General features: G+C 32.1%; 20 protein-coding genes and 2 tRNA genes. 12 read left to right on the forward strand and 10 right to left on the reverse strand.

Annotated features, from left to right (window positions below):
* The first annotated feature begins 1 nt into the window (after position 1).
* A complete protein-coding gene (locus ABDH49_03070) occupies positions 2–967 on the forward strand; it encodes a glycosyltransferase family 1 protein (protein ID MEN3045953.1) in 966 nt (321 codons plus the stop codon).
* Entirely contained in the window at positions 949–2,295 is a 1,347-nt protein-coding gene (locus ABDH49_03075) for a DHH family phosphoesterase (GenBank protein ID MEN3045954.1), read from the forward strand. The genes ABDH49_03070 and ABDH49_03075 overlap by 19 nt, the downstream gene beginning before the upstream one ends.
* Here the strand turns inward: ABDH49_03075 and ispF are convergent.
* Both ispF and ABDH49_03085 read right to left on the reverse strand, forming a co-directional pair.
* Positions 2,275–3,408: a 2-C-methyl-D-erythritol 2,4-cyclodiphosphate synthase gene (gene ispF, locus ABDH49_03080; GenBank protein ID MEN3045955.1), complete on the reverse strand. Its 1,134-nt coding sequence runs from the start codon at positions 3,406–3,408 to the stop codon at positions 2,275–2,277. The two genes, ABDH49_03075 and ispF, sit on opposite strands and share 21 nt — an antisense overlap.
* 274 nt (positions 3,409–3,682) lie before the next feature.
* Positions 3,683–3,766 (reverse strand) — tRNA-Leu (locus tag ABDH49_03085).
* Positions 3,767–3,865: 99 nt separating this feature from the next.
* On the opposite strand from ABDH49_03085, the gene acpP reads away from it, so the two are divergent.
* Genes acpP through ABDH49_03105 form a run of 4 tightly spaced genes read left to right on the forward strand, consistent with a single transcriptional unit; the run spans position 3,866 to position 7,260 of the window.
* Positions 3,866–4,102, forward strand: a complete 237-nt coding sequence (acpP, locus tag ABDH49_03090; GenBank protein MEN3045956.1) for an acyl carrier protein — start codon at positions 3,866–3,868, stop codon at positions 4,100–4,102.
* Positions 4,099–5,346 (forward strand): beta-ketoacyl-ACP synthase II, encoded by a 1,248-nt coding sequence (gene fabF, locus ABDH49_03095; GenBank protein ID MEN3045957.1) that lies wholly within the window; start codon positions 4,099–4,101, stop codon positions 5,344–5,346. Before acpP ends, fabF begins: the two co-directional genes overlap by 4 nt.
* A 2-nt stretch (positions 5,347–5,348) precedes the next feature.
* The gene (recA, locus tag ABDH49_03100; protein ID MEN3045958.1) at positions 5,349–6,362 is read left to right on the forward strand and encodes a recombinase RecA; all 1,014 of its coding nucleotides are present in this window, start codon (positions 5,349–5,351) and stop codon (positions 6,360–6,362) included.
* A 10-nt stretch (positions 6,363–6,372) separates the two neighbouring features.
* On the forward strand, positions 6,373–7,260 hold the full coding sequence (locus tag ABDH49_03105) for a diacylglycerol kinase family protein (protein MEN3045959.1): 888 nt from the start codon (positions 6,373–6,375) through the stop codon (positions 7,258–7,260).
* On the opposite strand, the gene ABDH49_03110 is transcribed toward ABDH49_03105, so the two are convergent.
* Positions 7,253–8,401 carry an AAA family ATPase gene (locus ABDH49_03110; GenBank protein ID MEN3045960.1) on the reverse strand — a complete coding sequence of 383 codons (1,149 nt, stop codon included), beginning with the start codon at positions 8,399–8,401 and terminating at the stop codon, positions 7,253–7,255. The genes ABDH49_03105 and ABDH49_03110 overlap by 8 nt on opposite strands.
* A gap of 113 nt (positions 8,402–8,514) precedes the next feature.
* Here ABDH49_03110 and ABDH49_03115 point away from each other — a divergent pair, with 113 nt between their 5' ends.
* From ABDH49_03115 to dnaN, 3 genes are all read left to right on the forward strand, one after another.
* Entirely contained in the window at positions 8,515–8,676 is a 162-nt protein-coding gene (locus ABDH49_03115; protein MEN3045961.1) for a hypothetical protein, read from the forward strand.
* Position 8,677: 1 nt separating this feature from the next.
* A complete protein-coding gene (dnaA, locus tag ABDH49_03120; GenBank protein MEN3045962.1) occupies positions 8,678–10,000 on the forward strand; it encodes a chromosomal replication initiator protein DnaA in 1,323 nt (440 codons plus the stop codon).
* A 173-nt stretch (positions 10,001–10,173) separates the two neighbouring features.
* Positions 10,174–11,262 carry a DNA polymerase III subunit beta gene (gene dnaN / locus ABDH49_03125; GenBank protein MEN3045963.1) on the forward strand — a complete coding sequence of 363 codons (1,089 nt, stop codon included), beginning with the start codon at positions 10,174–10,176 and terminating at the stop codon, positions 11,260–11,262.
* Here the strand turns inward: dnaN and folP are convergent.
* The 7 genes from folP to ABDH49_03160 all read right to left on the reverse strand — a co-directional run bounded on the left by folP (position 11,242) and on the right by ABDH49_03160 (position 17,588).
* Positions 11,242–12,033 (reverse strand): dihydropteroate synthase, encoded by a 792-nt coding sequence (folP, locus tag ABDH49_03130; protein MEN3045964.1) that lies wholly within the window; start codon positions 12,031–12,033, stop codon positions 11,242–11,244. The two genes, dnaN and folP, sit on opposite strands and share 21 nt — an antisense overlap.
* Positions 12,034–12,094: 61 nt before the next feature.
* Positions 12,095–12,166: transfer RNA gene (locus ABDH49_03135), tRNA-Ile, on the reverse strand.
* Between the two features lie 37 nt (positions 12,167–12,203).
* Entirely contained in the window at positions 12,204–12,572 is a 369-nt protein-coding gene (locus tag ABDH49_03140; protein MEN3045965.1) for a response regulator, read from the reverse strand.
* Entirely contained in the window at positions 12,569–14,056 is a 1,488-nt protein-coding gene (locus ABDH49_03145) for an HD domain-containing phosphohydrolase (protein MEN3045966.1), read from the reverse strand. Before ABDH49_03145 ends, ABDH49_03140 begins: the two co-directional genes overlap by 4 nt.
* 29 nt (positions 14,057–14,085) lie before the next feature.
* Entirely contained in the window at positions 14,086–16,653 is a 2,568-nt protein-coding gene (locus tag ABDH49_03150) for an ATP-binding protein (GenBank protein MEN3045967.1), read from the reverse strand.
* Positions 16,654–16,902 (reverse strand): hypothetical protein, encoded by a 249-nt coding sequence (locus ABDH49_03155; protein ID MEN3045968.1) that lies wholly within the window; start codon positions 16,900–16,902, stop codon positions 16,654–16,656.
* Entirely contained in the window at positions 16,899–17,588 is a 690-nt protein-coding gene (locus ABDH49_03160) for a TrkA family potassium uptake protein (GenBank protein MEN3045969.1), read from the reverse strand. The genes ABDH49_03155 and ABDH49_03160 overlap by 4 nt, the downstream gene beginning before the upstream one ends.
* A gap of 83 nt (positions 17,589–17,671) precedes the next feature.
* On the opposite strand from ABDH49_03160, the gene ABDH49_03165 reads away from it, so the two are divergent.
* Genes ABDH49_03165 through dnaE form a run of 3 tightly spaced genes read left to right on the forward strand, consistent with a single transcriptional unit; the run spans position 17,672 to position 22,614 of the window.
* Complete coding sequence (locus tag ABDH49_03165; GenBank protein MEN3045970.1) at positions 17,672–18,622, forward strand: hypothetical protein; 951 nt, start codon at positions 17,672–17,674, stop codon at positions 18,620–18,622.
* The gene (purN, locus tag ABDH49_03170; protein MEN3045971.1) at positions 18,619–19,242 is read left to right on the forward strand and encodes a phosphoribosylglycinamide formyltransferase; all 624 of its coding nucleotides are present in this window, start codon (positions 18,619–18,621) and stop codon (positions 19,240–19,242) included. Before ABDH49_03165 ends, purN begins: the two co-directional genes overlap by 4 nt.
* 6 nt (positions 19,243–19,248) lie before the next feature.
* The gene (gene dnaE / locus ABDH49_03175; protein MEN3045972.1) at positions 19,249–22,614 is read left to right on the forward strand and encodes a DNA polymerase III subunit alpha; all 3,366 of its coding nucleotides are present in this window, start codon (positions 19,249–19,251) and stop codon (positions 22,612–22,614) included.
* The last annotated feature ends 119 nt before the right edge of the window (positions 22,615–22,733 follow it).

A 22,733-nucleotide genomic window follows, 5' to 3' on the forward strand; every position in this document is an offset into this window, starting at 1 on the left:
TATGAAGATATTTGTGGACACAACGCCGCTTAGGTACACATTTTCTGGTATACAGGTTTTTATAGTAAATTTAGTTGATGAATTAAAAAGGAAAGGTTTAAAAGTAATTGAGATTAAAAAACCCTTTTTAAGATTAATTTTTGAAAAAGGCGATATCTATCTGGGCCCAGATGGAAGAGTCCCCTCTTTTAAAAACTTTAAACTTTTAACCACTATGATTCACGATCTTTGCTTTGAAATATACCCAAAACTTTTTCCACCTAAGGCAATCAAAATATCAAGAAAAAAGATTAAAAAAGCTCTCTATTACTCAGACATTGTATTTGTCCCATCAAAATTTACAAAGGAAAGTATTATAAAATTTTATGGCTTTAAAGATAAAATTGAGGTAATTTATCCTGGTGTAAAAAAAATAGAAAATTTAAAAAAAGTTAATAATATAGGAGAGAATTTTTTTCTGTTTGTTGGGGTCATTCAAAAAAGAAAAAACTTAGTAAACCTTGTAAGAGCCTTTAAAGAGTTGAATTTAAAAAATCATCATTTATTATTAGCAGGTAAAGAAGGCTTTGGTTATGAAGAGGTTGAAAAAGAAATTGATAATAAAACTTCCTTTTGGCTAAGAAAAACTTTTGATCAAAGTGAGATATTTTATTTATATAAAAAATGCACTGCCCTTGTATTTCCAAGTTTCTGTGAAGGATTCGGTTTACCTGTTCTCGAGGCAATTTCTCTAAAAAAACCTGTTATTGCCTCGCCACTGAGCGTTTTTAAAGAATATCTCGGAGAAAACCTTTTTTACCTAAATGGATTTGATAAAGAAGATATAAAGGAAGGTATAATAAAATTTCTGGATGAAAAAAGAGAAAACATTGAAATAAAAATTAACAGGGCCTATGAGATAGTGAAAAGCTTTACGTGGGAAAATACAGCTTTGAATATGATAAAAAAATGGAGGGAAAGAATATAATAAAAAGATTAATAGAGAACCAAGAACTATTAGCACCTGAAACTGAACCTAATCCCCTGCATTATAAAAACATAACAAGATTTTATGAAATTTTAGAAGAAAAAAAAGAATTCGGAGAAAAAATTTATGTAATAGGTCATGAAGACTTAGATGGTATAGCTTCTTTATACGGAATTGAACTACTCCTTAAAGAGCTAGAAATAGAGTTTAAAACCTATCTTCCTTCAAGAGAAAATGAATCTTATGGTGTGTCAAATGCTGTGATTGAAAGATTCGTAAAAGAAAATTTTGATTTTTTAATTACAGTAGACTGTGGACTTTCTAACAGTAACGAAATAAAGCTTTTGAGAGAACTAGGATACGATATTTTTATAATAGACCATCACTCTGAGGGGAACTTTGAAGAAGAAAATTTGATACATCCCTTTTTGGGAATTGGATTCCCCTTTTTGTCTAACGCAGTGCTTGTATTTGTCATACTATTTTTAAAGTTTGGTGAAAGACTTTGGAAAGAGAAAAAATTTTTGGATTTTACCTATCTTTCTGGTCTTTCAGTTCTTTCAGATAAGGTTCCTCCTTATTCGGTAAACGGTTTTGTTTTAAAGAAATCACAGCTAATTTTTCAAGAAACTGAAATTTATAAGGTTTTCACCGAAGTTAACACTAAACCACCGGAGTTTAGGAGGATCTCAAGAATTATTCCCTTTATATCTGCAAGAAATGGAACTCACCTGATCATAGAATTCTTAAGAGAAAAGGATGAAAAAACAAAGAGAGATATAATGAGCAATATAATATCTAAATATATTGAGGAGCAGGGAAAATTTGAGGAGTCCCTCTTCAATTCGAAAAATTGTTGGCAAAGCGATGATAGAATGGTATTTATAATATCTAAAAATATTAATCCGAGATATGCAGGATGGGTTGCTTCACGATTTCTTAAAGAAAGTGGACTTCCTTCAATATGTATAGCAAAAAAGGGAAACAGGTGGGTGGGAGAAGCACGATCTAAACCACCACTCTCTGTGTTAAAAATATTAAAGGAAACATCTTATCTCTTTGAAGAATTTGGAGGACACCCCTTTGCCTGTGGGTTTAGTATAAGGGAAGAAAACATAGAACCACTTTTAAATAATCTAAAAATTTTGTCAAAAAGAATTTCAAATTTTATACCTGAACCTGATCTTTTCCTAAGTGAAGATGAATTTAAAAAAATTAAAAGTATTTTAGAAAAAATTGGCCTTATGGGTATCACTGTATACTTTAAAGTGGACGAAAAAATGTACTACACCTCCCCCAGCGGAATTTTAGAGATTGTTCTTACATAGGGACTTAGCCGTTACAACAGTGTAAGCAAAAATAAAATCTCTATATAATCCTTCAGATGTCTTTGCTTTTATACTTATAACTTCAGGTTTTATTTTCAAAATTTTTGCTAATTTTTCCCTTATTTTTTTCTTTTTTTCTCCAAGCTTTGGAGAGTCAAGTAAAATAGTTATATCAATATTTGAAATTTCATAGCCATCACTCTTAAAAATTTGAAAAATTTTCTTTAAAAAAAAAGTAGATCTTTTCCCCCTCCATCTCATATCAGTATCTGGAAAAAAATCTCCTATATCTCCCCTTACAGTAATCCCTAATAAGGCATCACATAGAGAGTGAATAACTGCATCACCATCTGAGTGTCCAACTGCATAAATTCCCTTTTTTATAGCTACACCACCTACAAAAAGACTTTTATTTCCTCTTGCTAACCTATGTATATCGAAACCAAAACTTGTTTTAAAATTAAAGTGACCTAAAAAATAATCTAAATCAGAAAGATCCCTGTCATAAGTGATTTTAAAATTAAAAAGAGAATCTTTAACATAAAAAGGGTTAATATTTAAGACTTCTTTAAGTAGAGTACTTTCATCAGGGTAATCTCTTTTTTCTGTTTTTTCAAGGGCTTTTAATATTAAACTCTTTTTTGTTGCCTGAGGTGTATGAATTAACTTAACGTTATCTCTATCGATTCTTTTATTCTCGTAGATGCAGGTATCATAGGGTGAAAAATAGGGAACAACGATATTGGCTTTTTTAAGTTTTTTTCTCATGTCTACTACTAGTGATTTTGAAAAGAAAGGTCTTGCAAGATCATGAATAAAAACATATTCAAATTTAGCCTTTTTGACAGCCTTCTCCATACTTTCACATCTTGTTTTTCCACCCTCTATTACTTTCACTTTTAGTTTAGGTTTTTGGTTTTTAATCTCTTTTTTAACCTTTGACTTATACTCCGCTGGACATGCAAGGATTACTTCTCCGATAAATTCTATACCTTCAAGTTTTTCAATTAAATACTTATAAATAGGTTTATCCTCTATTTTTAGAAAAATCTTTGGTTTTCCGATTCTTTCCCCTTTTCCGGCCCCTAGTATAATAAAAGATGTATCTTTCAAATTTTTTGTAAGAGATATATCATAAGAAAAATAAGGACAAAAGTTAGGATATTTATTGAGAAATTAAATCCAAATTTAAAGTCTAGTATAATGAGATTGATTTTTAGTTCTTCTAAACCAATTTTGGAGCTATAGAGCACTACGTCTCTGGCAGGAGATGGGGGTATAAGATTTTTAAGTATGACGCCTAAAATATCACCCAATGCTCCTGCCAGTATTACAGCAATAATGTTTCTGATTGTAAAAATTTTACGGGAAGACATTTATTTTATTATGCCGGGGGCGGGACTCGAACCCGCACGGGGTCACCCCCAGGGGATTTTAAGTCCCCTACGTCTACCGATTCCGTCACCCCGGCATAACCCTCCCTCTGACTTGCTTTTTATATTTTAATAAAATTAAAATTAATTTTCAAGATGGTTCAACTCCTTATGTTTTTAAGAAAGGAGAACCTTAAATGGATGTATTTGCAACATTAAGAGATATAATAGTAGAAGAATTAAACGTTACACCAGAACAAGTAACAATGGAAGCTAGATTTCAAGAAGATTTGGGTGCTGATTCTTTAGATGTAGTCGAGCTTGTCATGAAAATTGAAGAAAAGTTTGGCATTGAAGTTCCTGATGAAGATGCCGAAAAAATCAGAACAGTAAAAGACGCAGTTGAGTATATACAAAGTAAACTAAAAACATGAAAGAAAGAGAAGTAGTCGTTACAGGAATAGGAATCCTTACTTCACTTGGCAGAACTAAGGATGAAAATTTTGAAAACTTATTAAAGGGTAAAAGCGGAGTATCAAGAATAGAAAGATTTGACACCTCTAATTTACCATCAAAAATTGCAGCCGAAATTAAAAATTTCAACCCAGAAGAAAGATTATCTAGCAAAGAAATTAAAAGACAAGATCTTTATACTATCTACTCCCTTTATGTAACCGAAGAGGCTTTAGAAGATGCAGGATGGGGTAATGGTTTTCCCTATAAAGGCGAAGATGTAGGAGTTATAATTTCATCTGGAATAGGGGGAATAATTACACTAGAAGAAGAGATCAGAAAAATGTATGAAAGGGGAGTTAAATGGGTTTCTCCTTTTCTTGTTCCTATGATGATACCAGATATTGCCTCTGGTGTAATTTCAATTAAATACGGATTTAAAGGGCCTAACTTTTCGGTTGTTTCTGCCTGTGCCTCTAGTGCCCACGCCATTGGTGAAGCGATGCTACTTATTAAAAACGGACATGCCAAGGCAATTATAGTTGGTGGATCAGAGGCACCTTTAACTCCAATTGCACTTGCGGGTTTTGGCAACATGAAAGCATTGTCAACGAGAAACGATGAACCAGAAAAGGCTTCAAGACCTTTTGATAAACTGAGAGATGGATTTGTAATGGCTGAAGGTTGTGCTGTTCTTGTACTTGAAGAAAAAGAAAGTGCTATGAAAAGAGGTGCAAGGATTTATGCTGAGCTTGTTGGATACGGAGCAACTGCAGATGCATACCATATAACTGCTCCCTGTGTTGACGGAGAAGGAGCCTATAGATCTATGAAAAGGGCCTGTGAAAGTGCCTCTGTAGACCCTATGGAAATAGACTACATAAATTCTCATGGAACTGCAACACCTAGAGGTGATGTAGCAGAAACTTTGGCTATAAAAAGACTTCTGGGGGAAAGAGCCTATAAGATACCTATCAATTCCACAAAAAGTATGGTTGGTCACCTACTAGGGGGAGCTGGAGCTTTGGAGGCGGGGGTTACAGTGTTATCTATATATCACAAAAAAGTACATCCCACAATTAACCTTGAATATCCTGATCCTGAATGTGACCTTGACTATGTTAAGGAGGGCGCAAGAGAAGTTGATATAAGGTATGCACTTTCAAATTCTTTTGGCTTTGGGGGACATAACTGTTCCCTTTTATTTAAAAGATTCGAGGGTTAAAAATGAAAGATGAGAGGAAAAAAGCACTTGAATTAGCAGTAAAACAAATAGAGAAAGTCCACGGCAAAGGTGCCATAATGAGACTTGGCGAAAAGGAACTTATAAAGGTTCCAGTAATCCCCACTGGTTCAATTTCTCTTGATCTTGCTATTGGAATAGGTGGATATCCAAGGGGAAGGATAGTAGAGATATATGGTCCAGAAGCATCAGGAAAAACTACTTTAGCACTTCATGCGATAGCAGAAGTTCAGAAAGAAGATGGAATTGCAGCTTTCATAGATGCTGAACATGCGCTCGATCCAGCCTATGCTGAAAAACTTGGAGTAAATTTATCAGAGCTGTGGATTTCTCAACCAGATACTGGGGAACAGGCTCTTGAGATAGCTGAAACTTTAGTAAGATCAGGAGCGGTTGACCTCATAGTAGTTGATTCGGTAGCGGCTCTTGTGCCTAAAGCTGAGATAATGGGAGAAATGGGAGAGTCCCACGTTGGACTGCAGGCAAGACTTATGTCACAGGCTATGAGAAAATTAGCAGGTGTACTCAATAAATCAAAAACTTGTGCAATTTTTGTAAATCAGATAAGACACAGGATAGGGGTACTTTATGGTAATCCTGAAACAACACCTGGAGGACTTGCTTTAAAGTTTCATGCATCTTTAAGATTAGAGATTAAAAAAGTTGAGAATATAAAGGTAGATGAAGAGGTAATTGGAAGTAGAGTTAAAGTAAAAGTGGTAAAAAATAAACTTGCACCTCCCTTTAAAGAGGCGACTTTTGACATACTTTACGGCAAGGGAATTTCAAAAGAGAGTGAATTAATTGATCTTGCTGTTGAAAGAGGAATAATACAGAGATCTGGAACATGGTATTCCTATAAAGGAAAACAACTTGGACAGGGGAGGGAAAATGTAAGGAAATTACTTGAAGAAAATCAAGCTCTCTTTAGCGAGATTGAAAAGGAATTGAAAAAGGAGATTTTCGAGAAACAAGCAAAGGAAGAGAAAAAAGATTAAGGTAGGTGTAATTTTTAATCCCTATTCAGGCTCAGGAAAATCTTTTAAAATTCTTAGGTGGTTAAAGGAGAGATTAAAAAGGGATAATCTAAAATTTTTTATTGAGAAAATAGAGAAGAAGATTAATATAAAAGAAAATTTGTTAAGATTAAAGGAGAAAGGGGTTGATAGAGTTATAGTTCTTGGGGGTGATGGAACACTTTTTCATATTATTAACAACTTACCAGTTGATTTTAAAATACCCTTTTGCCTTTTTCCCTCAGGGTCAGGAAATGATTTTCTAAAGACAGTTTTTGGGAAAAAGAGAGACTTAAATTTTTTCTATACTGTTTTCAAAGAGGGTGAAGTTAGAGAAAGCTTTACTGGAGAAATAGAAACAGAGAAAAGAAAGCTATTATTTACTAATGCTGCAGGTATCGGATTTGATGCCAAAATAGCAAAGAGAGCACTTAAAATTAAAAATTTAAGGGGTTTACCAAGATACCTACTTTCACTTCTAATTGAGCTAAAAGGAAAAATTTCATATAAGATGGAACTAAGAAACGGTGATAATTTTTTAGTCGGAGAATACCTCCTTTTAGGAATTGGACTTGGTAAATATGTGGGTGGTGGATTTAAACTTTTTCCAAACGCTTCACCCTTTAAAGATGAATTTTCCGTTTGCATAATTAAAAATATGGGGAAAATAGAAGCTTTAAGAAAGCTCCCCTATGTGATAAAGGGAACTCATCTTTCTTTACCGGATTGTATTTATTTTAAAACAAAAGAATTAAAACTCAACATCAAGGAAGATTCTCTAATTCAACTTGATGGTGAGGTTTTAAATTTAAAAAGAGGAGATATTAAAGCAAGGATATCTCAAAAAAAGTTCCTCTTTCTTTATAAGACCTCTATTTGAAAATTATCTTAGAGACTATATTTTCTCTATCACTACTAATGATGACTTTACCTTTTTTGTTTTTACCGAATATTCCGAAAGCAACTTTTTCAAGCTCTTTAAGAAGTTCACTTTCTATTCCTCTTGCTCCTGTTCCTCTTTTGAGAGCTTTTTGAACAATTAAATCTTTAGCCTTTTCAGTAATAACAACATCAAAACCTTCCAGTTTAAATTCATTTTTTAATTTTTCTAATTTAAGATCTAGGATATCTTTGAGGGTTTCTTTATCAAGAGCTTCAAAGGGTATTATTCTTTGAAACCTCGCGATGAGTTCAGGTAAAAAGCCGTATTTTAGAAAATTTGTAAGATCTTCCTCTTCTCCCCTTAGTTTATATGCTATTAATTCCTCATTTTCCTCAATTTCCCTTAAAAAACCAATACTCTCTCTCTCTATTTCTCTTTTAAAACCAGTGAAGGCTCCTATTGCAATAAAAAGTATCTCCCTTGTATTTATTTTTCCCTCTACGTTATGATCCTCGCCATATTCAAATATTTTATGTTCAAGAAGTTTTAGAAGCTCTCTCTGAACTCCATAACCAGAAACATCTTTTTGAGTCCCAGCTCCAGCAAATCTTAAATTACTAGTTGACCCTGCTATTTTATCAAATTCATCAATAATTACTGCTCCAATTTGAGCTAAGTATTTGTTTCCCCTTGCTGCCTCAATTAATTTATAGGGAATATTTATGACATTTTCACCTACGTATCCTGTTTCACTGTATTTTGTAATATCAATTATCACATAGGGAATTTTCAGGATTTTACCAAAAAGTAGCTCCACTATATAGGTTTTTCCACAACCTGTAGGACCCATGAATATGTAATTTACCTTCTCTGGAAGTAACTCGGGCGCAATTTTGTCTTCATAAATCATCTTTATTCTTCTAAGATGCCTATAGATTGCCACACAAACCATTTTCCTTGCTTCTTTTTGCCCTCTATAACCCTCTTTTTCGAGAAGCTCAAAAAGTTCTCCAGGTGAATATAAAGGTAAATCTCTTACAAATTTCTCAAATTCTTTTATTTTCTGACCCTCTATTTCAGAAACTTTATTAAGAAAGAAGAAAAAATCATCAGCATACCGGTATTTTTTTTCCTTCATTTTTAAAATTATAAGAAACAGGTATTTCTATTTGACAAAGTGTATACTTAGACTTTATTAAATTAACTACCCTGGGAAAAGACAAAAAAATTAGAGTAATTGTAACAAAAATTATGGACAAAATTGATTTAGAGAGAAATTTTAAAAAAATTCACTTTAATGTTATGTGGAAATTTTCCCTTGATTTTAAAAATCTTGCTCTTAGAGAAGTAAATATTTATAGAAATAAATGTGGAAAACTTTGTGGAAAAATTTTATATCAAGGAGGGATTTAAAATGAGAGTGAAACTATGGGATCTTATTAAGGAAAGGTTGCAAACAGAATTATCTGAAAGTGAGTATAAATTTTTTGAAAAAGCAAAAGCAAGTGATCTTGAACCTGATCATGTGATGAGAATAATCTGTGACAATGACTATGTGTTAAATATAATGCAGAAAGTATTTGATGTAAAGTTAAGGAGAATACTTATGGAACTTGGGTATCCAATGGTTAAACTTGTTTATGAAGTGAGAAAGGATGAAAAAGAGGACGAGAAAAAAGATCCTGTAATCGAAGTTAGGGATGTAAATGTCGAAGCCTCAAGATATGGATTAAATTCAAAGTATACTTTTGAAAATTTTGTTACTGGTAAAAACAATGAAATGGCTTATACTGCAGCAAGAGCTGTTGCTCATGCTCCAGGGAGTGAATATAATCCCTTTTTTATATATGGGGGAGTTGGACTTGGAAAAACTCATTTACTCCATGCTATTGGAAACGATATTTTAAAAAGAAGAAGAAATACGAAGATCCTTTTAATTACAACAGAGGAACTTATTTCTAAAATAGTAGAGGCTATACAAAAAAGAAAAATGAATGAATTTAGATCAAAGATTAGATCCTTTGAAATCTTATTAATTGACGATATTCATTTTTTGGCTGGAGCAGATTTTTCTCAAGAGGCACTCTTTCATATTTTTAATTCGTTTTATAATGAGAAAAAACAGGTTGTATTTACGGCAGACCGTGCACCATGGGAACTAGATAATATTGCTGAGAGGCTGGTAGACAGATTCTCATGGGGACTTGTAACTGACATAAAACCACCTGAATATGAAACAAGACTCGCTATTTTAAAACTAAAGGCGGAAGAGAGGGGTCTTGAAGTTCCAAATGATGTTTTAGAATTAATTGCGAAAAATGTTAAGAAAAACGTTAGACTTTTGGAAAGCTGTATAATTAAACTCTATGCACTTCAATCAACAAAAAATATAAAAATTAACTTAGCTATTGCTCAAAAGGTACTAAGTGATATATTTTCAAAGTCTCAATCTAGTGATCTTGAGGATGTTTTAATAACTGTTTCAGAGTACTATAATTTACCAAAAACTGAAATAATGAGTAAAAAGCAAAAGAAAGAGCTTGTTCATGCAAGACAAGTAAGTATGTTTATTATGAAGAATGTTCTCAACATGTCTATAGTCGAAATTGCAAGATTTTTTGGGAAAGATCATACAACTGTTTTACACGCAATAGAAAAAATTGAAAATTTATTAGATAAAGATGAAAAATTAAAAAACGAAATTTTAGAAATAGAAAAAATGTTAAAAAGAGTGTGAATTCTATGTTGATAAACAAAAAGGAAACTTTTTCACAAATTTTCCACACAAGTCTCCTGCCGGAATGACTTGGTATTTTAAATTTCCACAGCTTAAATATTATAATTAATTATATATTTTTTATATTTTTTAAATTTATTTTAGGTTCAAACCCATTATTAATTATTAAATTTATGAGGTTTAGAATATTAAGGGATGAATTTTTAAAAATGATAGAGAGCGTATACCATGCAATCCCATCAAGGGCAGCTTTGCCAATTCTTGAAAACATTAAAGTAGAAATAAAAGGAAACGAGCTTAGTCTTTTTTCTACAAACTTAAATTTTTCCTTGAAGGTTAAAGGACAAGTTGAAGTAGAAGAGGAAGGTGCACTATGTGTAAGAGGAAGGGAGTTAAAAGAGATAACATCAAGATTAAAAAACGAAAAAATTTTAATTGAAAAAAAAGAAGACAGAGAACTTTTAATTTACACTTCTCAGGGGCACTATAGCTTTTATATTCAACCAGTAGAGGAATTTCCAGTAATTGAGGAGGTCAAAGTAAAGGGTGAAATAACAATTTCATCGGATAAGATTTTAGAGGGAGTGGAAAAAGTTTCTTTTTGTGTAGCCAAAAATGATTCAAGACAATTTTTAAATAACATCTTACTTGACGTAAAAGGTAATAGACTCTCAATTGTGTCTTCAGATTCACATAGGTTAGGACTATATGACATAGAAATAGAAAATGATGGGTTAGAGGGTAATTTCTTAGTTGATCCAAAAAGTTTTGATTTCTTAAAAAATTATAAAAAAGAACAGATAAAAATACTTTTTTCAGATACAAAAATTCAATTTAATTTCAGCAATGGATACGAAATAGTTAACCTCGTTGATGATAAGTTTCCAGATTATAGAGCAGTGATACCGATTAACGTCACGAATAATTTAAAAATTTCAAAACAAGATTTAATTGAGGCCTTAAGAAGGTTACGTATTTTTACTTCACCACCAAATAATCCTATTCAATTTACACTTTCAAAAGACTCTCTAACTATAAAAGCTGTTTCAAGTGAAATTGGAGAGGGTTATGAAAGACTAAATGGTTTTTATGAAGGAGAAAGTATAGAAGTAGGGTTTAACTGCAACTATTTACTTGAGATCTTAAGACACATTGATGAGGATGTAGTTTATATGGGTATTACAGGTAGTGAAAGTGCCTGTATTATAAAGGGCGAGGGTGTTCATCATTACCTATATCTTCTAATGCCTATCAGGATTTAAAAGAGAATCTAAAATTTGGAAAACCTCTTTTGTCTCCTTTACATCATGTACTCTTAAAATGTTTATATTTTTTAAAAATAGGTAGGCTGAAATAGCAAGTGTGGGAATTCCTCTATCTTCTGGTTTTTCTATGTTTAAAACTTTACCTATAAATGACTTTCTTGAGTGTCCAACTAAGATGGGGAAGTTAAGTTCCTTAAAGATTTCGATGTTTTTTAAAATTAAAAGATTGTCAATTACTCTTTTACCAAAGCCTATTCCTGGATCTATAACTATTTTTTCTTTTTTAATTCCCTTTTTTATAGCGTAATCTGTTCTTTCCTTTAATTCTTCCTTAATCTCTTTAATTGTATCCTTATAGTATGGATTTATTTGCATATCCTTAGGTGTGCCTCTAATATGTACTATTATAATCCCTGCGTCAAATTTTTTAACTACTTCAACCATTTCCTTATCGTGTTTTAATCCTGATATATCGTTTACTATGTTAGCACCCTTTTTTAGGGCTTCATAAGCCACCTTTGATTTTCTAGTATCTATTGAAATAGGGATATCGATTTCTTTTCTTAATTTTTCAATAACAGGAATTACCCTTTTTAACTCAACTTCAAGTGGCACTTCTTCTGAAAAAGGTCTTGTAGATTCTCCTCCAACATCTAAAATATCAGCACCACTTTTTGTCAGATACTTTCCCCATTCTACAGCCCTATCAACATCTAAGAATTTTCCGCCATCGAAAAAGGAGTCAGGGGTTACATTTAAAATACCCATTATCTTGGGTTTATCGAGATTGAGGAAACCGTCCTTAAAAGAAAAGATCAAAAATAAAAGATGGGCCCGGTAGGACTCGAACCTACAACCAACGGATTATGAGTCCGCCGCTCTACCGTTGAGCTACGGGCCCTTTTTATTTTTAATAATAATTTTTAAAAAGTTTTTTTTCAAGACTCTTTTTTCATTAATTTTCTTATAGCTTCTTTTAAGGTTTGTACAGTAAAGGGTTTCGGAAGGAAGAAGTCTGCGTTTATATTTTTGACTTTTTCTCTAGTCTCAAAAGAATCATAAGCTGTTATCACAATCGACTTTATATTTGGATCGTGCATCTGGATCTTCGAAAGTAATTCAAGGCCTGATATTCCAGGTAATTTTATATCAGTTATTATTATATCAAACTCACCTGGAACAAATTTCTCTAGGGCTTCTTCGCCTGATCTTGCCCAAACTACATCATGTTCCTCTTTCAAACTTTGTGTAATAAAAAAAGACAAAGGTCCCTCGTCTTCGACAACTAAAATTTTTACTCTTTTCATTTTGTCTCCTCCAATAACTCTATAAATTTATCTACAATAACTGGACCAAATTTATTTCCCCTTAAGTTTTTCAAAAGCTCTATTGCCTCTTGTTTGCTTAATTTATCAGCATAACTTCTTTCATGAGTTATAGCATCATATACGTCACATATAGATATAATTTGTGAACCTAACGGAATTTCTTCACCTTTAAGCTGCTCTGGATATCCGGTACCATCCCAGTTTTCGTGATGATACTTTATTAAAGGTAAAACTTGTTTTAAAAAGGTTATCGGTTTTAAAATTTCAATTCCTATATTTATATGTTCTTTCATTAACTCCATTTCTTCCTTTGAAAGTGCCCCAGGTTTATCAAGTAAATATTCCCTTATGCCGATTTTGCCTACATCGTGGAGTAAGGCAGCATACCGTATATTTTTGATTTCCTCTTCTGAGAGATTAAATTTTTTTGAGAGTTTAACAGCAAGGTCTGAGACTCTTTGCGAATGTCCCCTTAAAGAAGGATCCTTAGCCTCTATTGCTTTTACAAGTGCAAGAAGTGACTCTATGTAGCTTCTCTCAAGTTTTTTAAATAATAGAGCATTTTGAAGTGAAGAAGCTGCATGCTTTGCAAATATTAAAAGTTCATCCCTTAATTCTTCTAAATTTTCACCTGTCCTGTTTCCAACAATTAAAACTCCTAATACCCCATCCTTTGTTTCTAGTGGTATAACTATCACTTCTTTAATATCACCTTCCTGATACTTAATAATGTAGCTCTCCTTTTCTTTTTCTAGGTGTAATTTATCTTCTTTTTTGATAATATTATCAAAGCCGTATACCTCACACACTTCAAAAGTGTCATTTTCCTTTATTAGAATTGCACAATCCTGTTTCTCCACTATTTCTATTACTCCCTTTAAAATTAGAGATAAAAGTTCCTCAAGATTAATTTCTGATTGGAGTTTATCACTCCAGTAAAGAATCTTTGAGAGTTTTTTAATTTTTTCCTCAAGTTTTTTGTCTACCTCAGCTTTTGCCATTTTTAATCTTTCGTTTGCAACTTTTAATTCTTTATTTAACCTTTCAAGTTCATTTAAAAGTCTTTTGTTTTCTTCTTGTAATTTTCTTTTGTTAAGGGCGTTTTTAATTGTATTTTTCAGAGTTTCAACTTTGAAAGGTTTAATTAAATAATCATAAGCTCCAGCTTTTAAAGCTTCAATTGATGTATCAAGAGAAGCATAAGCTGTCATCATTATAACTTGAACATCAGGATCTAAAGCCTTAGCAGCTTTTAAGATTTCAATTCCCGTAATATCAGGAAGTTTTATATCCTGAAGAATTAGATGAGGCAAAAATCCCTCTATTATCTTTAAAGCATCATTTCCACTGTTTGCAACTCTTACATCATAATCTATATTGTCCTGAGTTATGTTCTTTACTATAAAATTTGCTAAAGTTTCTTCATCGTCTACTACAAGTATTCTCCATTTTTCCTCTTTCATAACTTCTTTATATCCATATTTTAAGTTCTTTATTTAGGTAAATCAATTAAAAATTTTGTTCCTTTCCCTTTTTCGCTTTCAACACTTATTTTTGCTCCATGGTCTTCTAATATTTTATGTACAATTGAAAGCCCAAGTCCCGATCCCCCTTTTTTAGTTGTATAGAAGGGCTCAAATATATGTATCAATTCAGAAGGTTCTATTCCTACTCCAGTATCTTCAACGGAAATAAAAATTGTACCACCTTTTTTTTCTCCCAGAGATATAGTTAATCTTCCTCCATCTGGCATTGCCTCAATCGCATTTCTTATTAAGTTCTCCATCACCTCCCTCATTTGATCCTCATCAACAAAAGCTATAATGTCCTCTTCTGGTAAAATTAATTTTAGTTCTATTTTCTTTTCGCTTAGTTCTTGACTAAAGAATATTGAAAGTTCTTCAATCATATCTTTTAAATTTATTTTTTTTCTCTTTAGGGGTGGTCTTCTAGCAAAAGATAGGAGGTTTTTTATTAATCTATCAAGTCTTGATATTTCCCTCAATATAACACCAAGATGTTTTTTCTTGGGATCGTTTTCACTTAGAGTTGAATAGATATACTCTATTCCTACAGAAATACTTGCAAGGGGATTTTTGATTTCATGAGCCATATGGGCTGCCACTCTTCCAATTGCCGAGAGCCTTTCTGAACGTCTAAGTTGTTCCTCTAAAGCTACAACCTCTTTTATATCTTCAATCATAAGTATTATTCCCTTTATTTTCTCTCTTTCATAAATAAAAGTCGATGAAAGAGAAAGAGGTAGTACCTCTTCGCCTCTTTTTATTTCTATGTTCTTTTTTACTAAGGGTACTCTTTCTTCTATACTTTTTTTAAATATGCAGTTAGGATCTCCAGGTTCATGCTCTTCAAAAATCTTGCATAGAATTGTTCCCTTTAAATCTTCTTCTTTTAGTTTTAAAGTATAAACAGCTGTGTAATTAACCCTTTTTATATAAAGATCCCTTTCAGCATAGATTATTCCGATAGGAATGTTTTTAAGAATAATATCAATAAACTCTTCCTCTTCCTTTAATAAATATAAGTTTTTTTGAAGCTCATCAATTATTCTCCTATATCTGAGAAATGAAGATACCAATTTAGATATTTTTTCAAATGTTTCTATGTCTTCTTTTGAAAAACCATCAATTTTTGGTGAAGATACAATCATTACTCCTATAGCTTTATTTTCATCAAGTATAGGGATAGCTACCTCTGACTTAACAAGGGGAGAGGCTTGAACATATCTTGCATCTTTTGAAACATCAGGCGAGTATATAATCTCTTTTGTATGAGCTGCAAAACCTGATAGACCTTCATATCCAATTTTTAACTTTCTCTCTAAGAGTTTTTCATAATCCTCATATCCAATACCAACCTTCATTCTAAGGTAATCCTCATCTTCCCTTAGAAGAAAACCTGCATAAACAATGTCTAACTCTTCCTTTAAAATGAAACACACTTGATGGAGTATTTCATCAACTTTTTCTGTGCGAGAAATAACTTCTATTATTCTCATTAACACTCTGTTAAACTTATTTATATTCTCAACTTTCCTGTTAATAACTAGAAGATCTAAGATAATTGAAATTAAATTTAATGGGATTTCCTTTTTTTCACCGGTAAAGGAGATCAGATATTCTCCCTGTCTACCCTTTAATTTATAAAAATTTAAATTTTCCCTTTCTTCAAAATTAATTCTATCTATTATTGATTTGTAATTCCCGTTTTCCTTTATATAAATTTCGCATTCTTTGATATTAAATTTCTCATAGAGAAAGTTTTTAAGGAATTTTATTGATTCGTTAGGTTTCTGGGACATTAATTTATCTAGTAAATCAAAAGAAATAGGGAGTTTTTCTTCAAACCATTCTTCAGTTAGTTCTAAAATAGATATCAGAAACTCCCTCTCATCATCATATAGATAATCTTTTTCAACAAGTATTAGAGATTTTTCTTTTAGAAAACAGTAAAGTCTCAGCTCCTCAAACTCAATATATTCTCCCTTTGTTTCAAAAAAAGGCAATACCTTTAACAGTTTTTCATCATCTAACTGAGTTAGAGATCCAAGTTTTATCAAAATTCCTTTAGTTTTAAAGTAAAGTCCCTTTGAGTTTAAAATAAAGGAGAGTTCCTTTAATGAGTTTGTTATATTTTCCTTTATTTGCGATTCAAGGGCCCTGTGAAAGTTAAAGAGAAAATTTAATTTAAAGATTTCATTTTTAGCATCTTCAAGGAGCCTAAAATTTTTAAGAAAAACACTTGTAAGGTTTAATGCGTTCTCAACTTCTTCTATTTTTTTATCATCTACTTTTCTAAAAGAAATAATCGTATAAATTTTCTCCTCATCTTTAAGTGGAATATAAGCTTTTTCATCTTTAATAACTTTTTCCCTATCTATCAATATTTTCTTTAAATCAGTTATGCTAAGTATTTCCTTAATTTTTTCTGTATCTATAAAATCTATCTCAGATAAAATATTTTTTTCTAAAAAAAATTTTAGGTTTTCAATTAATTCACCTATACTTTTTGCTTGGCTCAGTAAACTAAGTAGATTCATCTATTCTTCCATTAGCTTTTGCAGTCTCTCTTTTGCCTCTTTATGATCAGGAATTATTTCAATAACTTTTTTGTAAAGATTAATTGCCTCCTCCCTTTCAAGGAGTATTTCCTTAACTATAGCAAGGTGATATATTATGTCAGTATCGGAGGGATTATCTTTATAAAGATTTTCAAGAATTTCCTTAGCTTTTCTATAATTTTGTGAAAGGATTAAAAGTTTAGCTTGGTCAAGTAAATCCTCTTTCATTTTGAAAATAAATTTTTTACCTTTTCCTTTTCACCTAAAACAAAAAGTATATCTCCATCTTTGATTTCCTCATCTCCTCCTGGCCCTACTATTATTTCATCTCTTATAACAGTTTGTCCCCTTTCATTAACCTCTGGAATTTTTCTTTTTATTGCAATAACATTTACCCCAAATTTTGATCTAAACTCAAGTTCAGATAGTTTTTTATTTGAAAATATAGGTAAAGAAGCTCTCTCTTCAAGTACATACTTATCGGATACTTCAATTATCTCTAAAAGACCAGGAGAAACAAGGTGCTTAGCAATTTTTTCGGCCATTTCCTTTTCAGGATAAATTGCGTTGGTAAAACCAAGTTCACGAAGAACTCTTAGATGTAATTCGTTTTTTGCTCTTGGTATTATTTTTTTTGCTCCCATTTCCTTTAGAATTACACAGGTTAATATACTAGCCTCAATACTACCTGTTATAGTTACAAGTATTGCATCAAAATCTTTTACATCGAGTGTTTTCAGAGCTTTTTCATTAGTTGTATCCATTACGTAGGATTCAAAAACAAATTCTTGAACAGAGAGAACTTTTTCTTCATTTTTATCAATTGCAACCACTTTTGCTCCTAGTTTACTGAGATTTTCAATTAACAATCTACCAAATCTTCCAATTCCAATTACACAAAACTCTTTTTTCATTTTTCATTACATTTTTCATTATCTCTAACTCTTAAATTATAAAAAATTTGATAACTAACTTCAAATTGATTTAAAATTATAAAATGAAAAAGTTATTTTATGCTTTAAATTTTATATTATTGATTGTGCTCATTTATATAATTCAGTACCCTGTGATAAAGAAGGGAGAAAAAATAAAAGTAAAGATCGCTTATCACCCTTCAGTTGCAAGTTTTCCACTTTTTGTTGCCTTAGAAAAAAAAATTTTTGAAAAACTAAAACTAGAACCTGAGGTTATAAAAACTTCCTCCTATGAGGCTTTAGATAATTTAAAAAGAGGAAAAGTTGACATTGTAGTAGGTTTTCCAACAGTTGACTTTTTTATAAGGGAAAGAGAAGAAATCGATAATTTTAGAATTATTGCTGATGTTAGTATTAGTGAGAACTTTTTGTATGCCTCAATTTTCGGCTTTGGAAGACTAAAAAAGATAGATGATATAAAGAATTTTCCATTTTACGCACCTTCTCAGAGAATGGAAGGGAGAGTTATAGGTAAAAAGCTTGCTGATAATTATGCTTTTAGCTTAGATAATTTTTTTGAATACCCAACAGTTATACCTCAAGTAAGCGAGGGGGGTGTGCTTATTTACTATCCCACAAGAGAATACTTTGCTAAAAAGGGAGCAAACATCTTAATAGAAGACGTTTTTAAGAGCCTCTTTGGAGAAAACTTTGTAATAGGAAGTGTACTTTGTTCTAAAGTTACCTTAGCTTACAACAAAAAAGCTATGGAAAGATTTAGGGAAGTGTGGGATCAAGCTCTTGATTACATTAACAATAACAAAGAAGAAATCCTGAGTCTATATAAAAGCTTTTGTATTCAGCATCTCGAAGCAGATTTTTTAAAAGAGGGTGAGTTTGATCTAAGGCTTCCATATTATAAAAAATCTAATGAGGTTAGTGATTTACCCTATTTAGCTATTGTTAGAATTTTAAAAAATTTAGCTTTTATATACTCAGAACCAGATTTAGGAGTTCTCTTTGAACTGAAGTGAAGATTTTAAAAATAGGCGCTCTCGCATCTGGAAGAGGCTCTAACGTTGAGGCAATTCTAAAGAATATAAAAGAAGGTTTACTTCCCTGTGAAATGAGAATTGTTATATCTGATAATCCTAATGCGCCTGTGCTTAAAATAGCGGAAAAGTATGGAGTTAAGGCTTTATACATTGACCCAGGAAAAAGAAAACATACATTAGAGCCAGAGAGGGAGGAAGAATATGCAAAGGTTCTAAAACAAGAAGGGGTTGAACTTGTAGTACTAGCGGGATTTATGAGAATTTTAAAAGGAGCCCTTTTAAGAGAGTTTAAGAACAGAATAATGAATATCCATCCCTCTCTTTTACCCTCTTTTAAAGGTCTTGAAGCACAAAGACAAGCTATAGAATACGGTGTTAAAGTATCTGGTTGTACCGTTCATTTTGTAGATGAGACTGTTGATGGAGGCCCTATAATATTGCAGAGATGTGTTCCAGTTTATGACGATGATACTCCCGAAACTCTTGCAGAAAGGATTCTTAAAGAGGAGCATAAGATTTATTCTGAGGCAATTAAACTTTACGCTGAGGGACGATTAAAAATAGAGGGGAGAAGGGTTATTATAATAAAGAAAGATTAGAGAAAGATGAGTAATTTTGTTCATCTTCACGTTCATACTGAGTATTCCCTTTTAGATGGCATAATCCCTATAGATCGTCTCTTGGATAAATGCCTTGAAAACAATATGTTCGCCTGCGCAATCACCGATCACGGTGCCATGTTTGGAGTAATAGAGTTTTATAAAAAGGCAAAGGAAAAAAACATAAAGCCAATAATTGGAGCTGAACTTTATATAGCAAGATCAAGGAAAGAAAAGGTAGCCTCTGCTGGGCACGATCCATATAATCACATAACTTTAATAGCAAAGGATTATAAAGGTTACAGGAATTTAATGAAACTTTCTTCTTTGGGTTATTTAGAGGGATTTTACTATAAGCCCAGAATAGACAGAGAACTTCTTGGAATTTATTCTGAAGGTCTTATTTTTATGACTGGTTGTCTTAAAGGGGAAATTCCACAGCTGATTTTACAAAATAGAAAAGAGGAGGCTGAGAATCTCCTAAAGACTTACATGGATATTTTCGGAAGAGAAAACTGTGTAATAGAACTTATGGATCTTAATCTTGAGGAAAATATAATAGTAAATAAATTTCTCTACGATTTAGCCAAAAAATATGATCTTTTATATGTTGCAACAAATGATGTACATTATTTAGAAAAAGAAGATTACGAGTTTCATGAAGCAATCTTAGCACTCCAAACCGGAAAGACTTTAAAAGACGCGGATAGGTTTAGGTTCAAGACTAAGGAAGTTTATTTTAAGAGCGAAAGGGAGATGAGAGAGATATTTAGTTATGACGAAAAGGCAGTATTAAATACAGTAAAGGTTGCAGAGAAAATAGATTTAGAATTGAATTTAGATAAAGGTTTTTATTTACCAAAAGTTCAAATTCCACACGATTTTGATAATAGCTTTGAATATTTGAAGTATCTAAGTTATAAGGGTTTAAATGAGAGGTTTAACGGTGATGTAAAGAAAAAGTATATTGAACGGCTGGAAAAGGAGCTAGAAATAATTAAAAAGCTTAACTTTGAAGGATACTTTTTAATTATAAAAGATATAGTAGATTTTGCAAAAAGTAATGGAATTCCTGTAGGACCAGGAAGAGGTTCTGCTGTATCTTCCCTTGTGCTATACTCGTTGGGAGTTACAAATATTGATCCAATTAAATACGATTTGCTTTTTGAAAGATTTTTAAATCCGGAAAGAATATCACCGCCGGATGTGGATATTGACTTTGGAGATGAAAAAAGAGACGAGGTGATATCTTATATAAAAAGAAAGTATGGTGAAAGAAGTGTTTCACAGATAATTACCTTTGGAAGAATGAAGGCAAGGCAGGCTATAAGGGACATGGGGAGAATTTTAGGTTACGAATATTCTTTTGTTGATAGACTCGCTAAGGAATGCACTGGAAGTACTTTATCAGAAACTTATTCGGATAATCCAATTTTCAGGAAATTAGTGGAGGAAAGTGAAGATTATAAGAAAATTTTTGAGTATGCAAAAAAGGCTGAGGGACTAGCAAGACACGCTTCAGTACATGCTGCTGGTGTAGTTGTTGCTCCCTCAGAGATTACAGACTATGTACCACTATACTCAGACTCCGAGGGAACAGTGTGTTCCCAATACGAGATGAACTCACTTGAGGCTGTAGGGCTTTTAAAGATAGATATTCTAGGTCTTAAAACTCTTACTGTTATTGAAGAAACACTAAAAATGCTAAAGGAGAAAAATATAAATATAGATCCATATAACTTACCACTTGATGATGAAAAAACTTTTGAGATTTTAGCAAGAGGAAAAACGCAAGGTGTTTTTCAACTTGAGTCAAGGGGAATGAGGGAGCTCCTTAAAAGATTAAAACCAGATGACTTTAGAGATCTTATTGCTATACTTTCTTTGTATAGACCAGGTCCCATTGGTGCAGGGACAACAGATGAATATGTGAAAAGGAAAAAGGGTCTTGTTCCCGTAAGTTATCCTCATGAAAAACTTGAGAAAATTTTAAAGGAAACCTTTGGTTTAATAGTCTATCAGGAACAGGTTATGCTTATAGCACATGAACTGGCTGGATTCTCTTTTGCAAAGGCAGACGTATTAAGAAAGGCAATGGGTAAAAAGAGGGAAGAACTTATGAGTGAAAGTATCATGAAGGAATTTGTAGACGGTATGGTTGAAAGAGGTATTCCAGAGGAAATGGCTAGAGAAATGGCTTTTAAAATCTATTCTTTTGCAAGATATGCCTTTAATAAATCCCATTCAACAGGTTACGCTCTTCTTTCATATATTACAGCCTACCTTAAGGCAAACTATAAAACAGAGTTTTATACGGCGCTTTTAAACAGTGAGATAAATAAAATCGAAAAACTATCATATTTAATTCAAGTTGCAAGAAGAGACGGTATAGAGATATTACCAGTTTGTATTTTGAAATCCGATAAGTTTTTTAAGATGGAGGATGAAAACAAAATAAGGTATGGTCTTTTGGGAGTCAAAAACGTAGGTGTTCAGGCTTGTGAACATATTCTTCAATTAAGAAATCAGAGAAACTTTGTTTCTTTTAACGATTTTATAAAAAGAGCAAGTTCTAAAAAGGTAACCAAAAAGGTGGTTGAAGCCCTTATAAAAGCGGGAGCTTTTGATGTGTTTGAGCCTGACAGAGAAAAACTAATGAATCTATTTAAAGATAAGACTCAAGCCAAAGAGGAACTCTCTCTTTTTAAAACTGTTAAAAATGATATTTCAGGAGAAAGAGATCCTATTAGAGTAATGGAGTGGGAAAAGGAAGTTCTTAACCTATACTTTAAGAATCATCCCTTAGATCCCTATGCGGATTACGTGCAGGTTCTCTCAACACATACATCAATGGATCTTATGGAGGAAGAGAGTGAGTATAAAAATGTGAGGATGTGTGGTGCCCTAAGTGAAATTGAAACAAGGATTAGTAGTGATAAGAAAAATTATTATATTTTACATCTTGAAGATTTTGAGGGTTCTTTTGAGGCAGTATTATTTGAGGAATTAAAAAACAAGGCTGAAAAGTACCTAAAAAAGTTAGAACCACTTTATATAGAGGGCGAGGTCATACAGGGCTCTTCAAGAGTTTTAGTTAAAGAAATTATGCATATAAAAGAGGCAATCTCAAAAAAGTTAAGGGGGATTATAGTTAAATTAAATAGCTCAGATTTAAACGAGGATAAAATAGTAAAATTAAAAGAGACAATAAATAAATATAAAGGGAATTTCGATTTATATTTTTCTCTAAAAGTAGGGAATAAAAATAGACTATATAAGTCTCTTACGTATAGAGTTCCATTTAATGAAGATTTCTTCAATGAAATAAACGAGCTTCTTGGAGAAAAAAGCATAGAAAGTTTAGTTGACTAAAGTCTTTTAACAAATTTTTAACTTCAATTTAAAGAATTTTTAAGATAAGGAGGTTAAATCTTTTTAAGACAAAAAACAGTAGGGTTCAAATCCCTAAAAAGTTAACTTAAGGAGGTATT

Source organism: Candidatus Hydrothermales bacterium, assembly GCA_039630235.1.
In the GTDB taxonomy this organism is placed as follows: Bacteria; Hydrothermota; Hydrothermia; order Hydrothermales; family JAJRUZ01; genus JBCNVI01.

What these genes read in the sequence shown, in the direction of transcription:
- acpP (MEN3045956.1), top strand. Translation starts at nt 3,866, where the DNA reads ATGGATGTATTTGCAACATTAAGAGATATAATAGTAGAAGAATTAAAC.
- dnaN (MEN3045963.1), top strand. Translation starts at nt 10,174, where the DNA reads ATGAGGTTTAGAATATTAAGGGATGAATTTTTAAAAATGATAGAGAGC.
- ABDH49_03075 (MEN3045954.1), top strand. Translation starts at nt 949, where the DNA reads ATGGAGGGAAAGAATATAATAAAAAGATTAATAGAGAACCAAGAACTA.
- ABDH49_03155 (MEN3045968.1), bottom strand. Translation starts at nt 16,902, where the DNA reads ATGAAAGAGGATTTACTTGACCAAGCTAAACTTTTAATCCTTTCACAA.
- fabF (MEN3045957.1), top strand. Translation starts at nt 4,099, where the DNA reads ATGAAAGAAAGAGAAGTAGTCGTTACAGGAATAGGAATCCTTACTTCA.
- ABDH49_03110 (MEN3045960.1), bottom strand. Translation starts at nt 8,401, where the DNA reads ATGAAGGAAAAAAAATACCGGTATGCTGATGATTTTTTCTTCTTTCTT.
- ABDH49_03165 (MEN3045970.1), top strand. Translation starts at nt 17,672, where the DNA reads ATGAAAAAGTTATTTTATGCTTTAAATTTTATATTATTGATTGTGCTC.
- dnaA (MEN3045962.1), top strand. Translation starts at nt 8,678, where the DNA reads ATGAGAGTGAAACTATGGGATCTTATTAAGGAAAGGTTGCAAACAGAA.
- ABDH49_03140 (MEN3045965.1), bottom strand. Translation starts at nt 12,572, where the DNA reads ATGAAAAGAGTAAAAATTTTAGTTGTCGAAGACGAGGGACCTTTGTCT.
- ABDH49_03150 (MEN3045967.1), bottom strand. Translation starts at nt 16,653, where the DNA reads ATGAATCTACTTAGTTTACTGAGCCAAGCAAAAAGTATAGGTGAATTA.
- folP (MEN3045964.1), bottom strand. Translation starts at nt 12,033, where the DNA reads ATGGGTATTTTAAATGTAACCCCTGACTCCTTTTTCGATGGCGGAAAA.
- ABDH49_03070 (MEN3045953.1), top strand. Translation starts at nt 2, where the DNA reads ATGAAGATATTTGTGGACACAACGCCGCTTAGGTACACATTTTCTGGT.
- ABDH49_03145 (MEN3045966.1), bottom strand. Translation starts at nt 14,056, where the DNA reads ATGAAAGAGGAAAAATGGAGAATACTTGTAGTAGACGATGAAGAAACT.
- ABDH49_03160 (MEN3045969.1), bottom strand. Translation starts at nt 17,588, where the DNA reads ATGAAAAAAGAGTTTTGTGTAATTGGAATTGGAAGATTTGGTAGATTG.
- recA (MEN3045958.1), top strand. Translation starts at nt 5,349, where the DNA reads ATGAAAGATGAGAGGAAAAAAGCACTTGAATTAGCAGTAAAACAAATA.
- ABDH49_03115 (MEN3045961.1), top strand. Translation starts at nt 8,515, where the DNA reads ATGGACAAAATTGATTTAGAGAGAAATTTTAAAAAAATTCACTTTAAT.
- dnaE (MEN3045972.1), top strand. Translation starts at nt 19,249, where the DNA reads ATGAGTAATTTTGTTCATCTTCACGTTCATACTGAGTATTCCCTTTTA.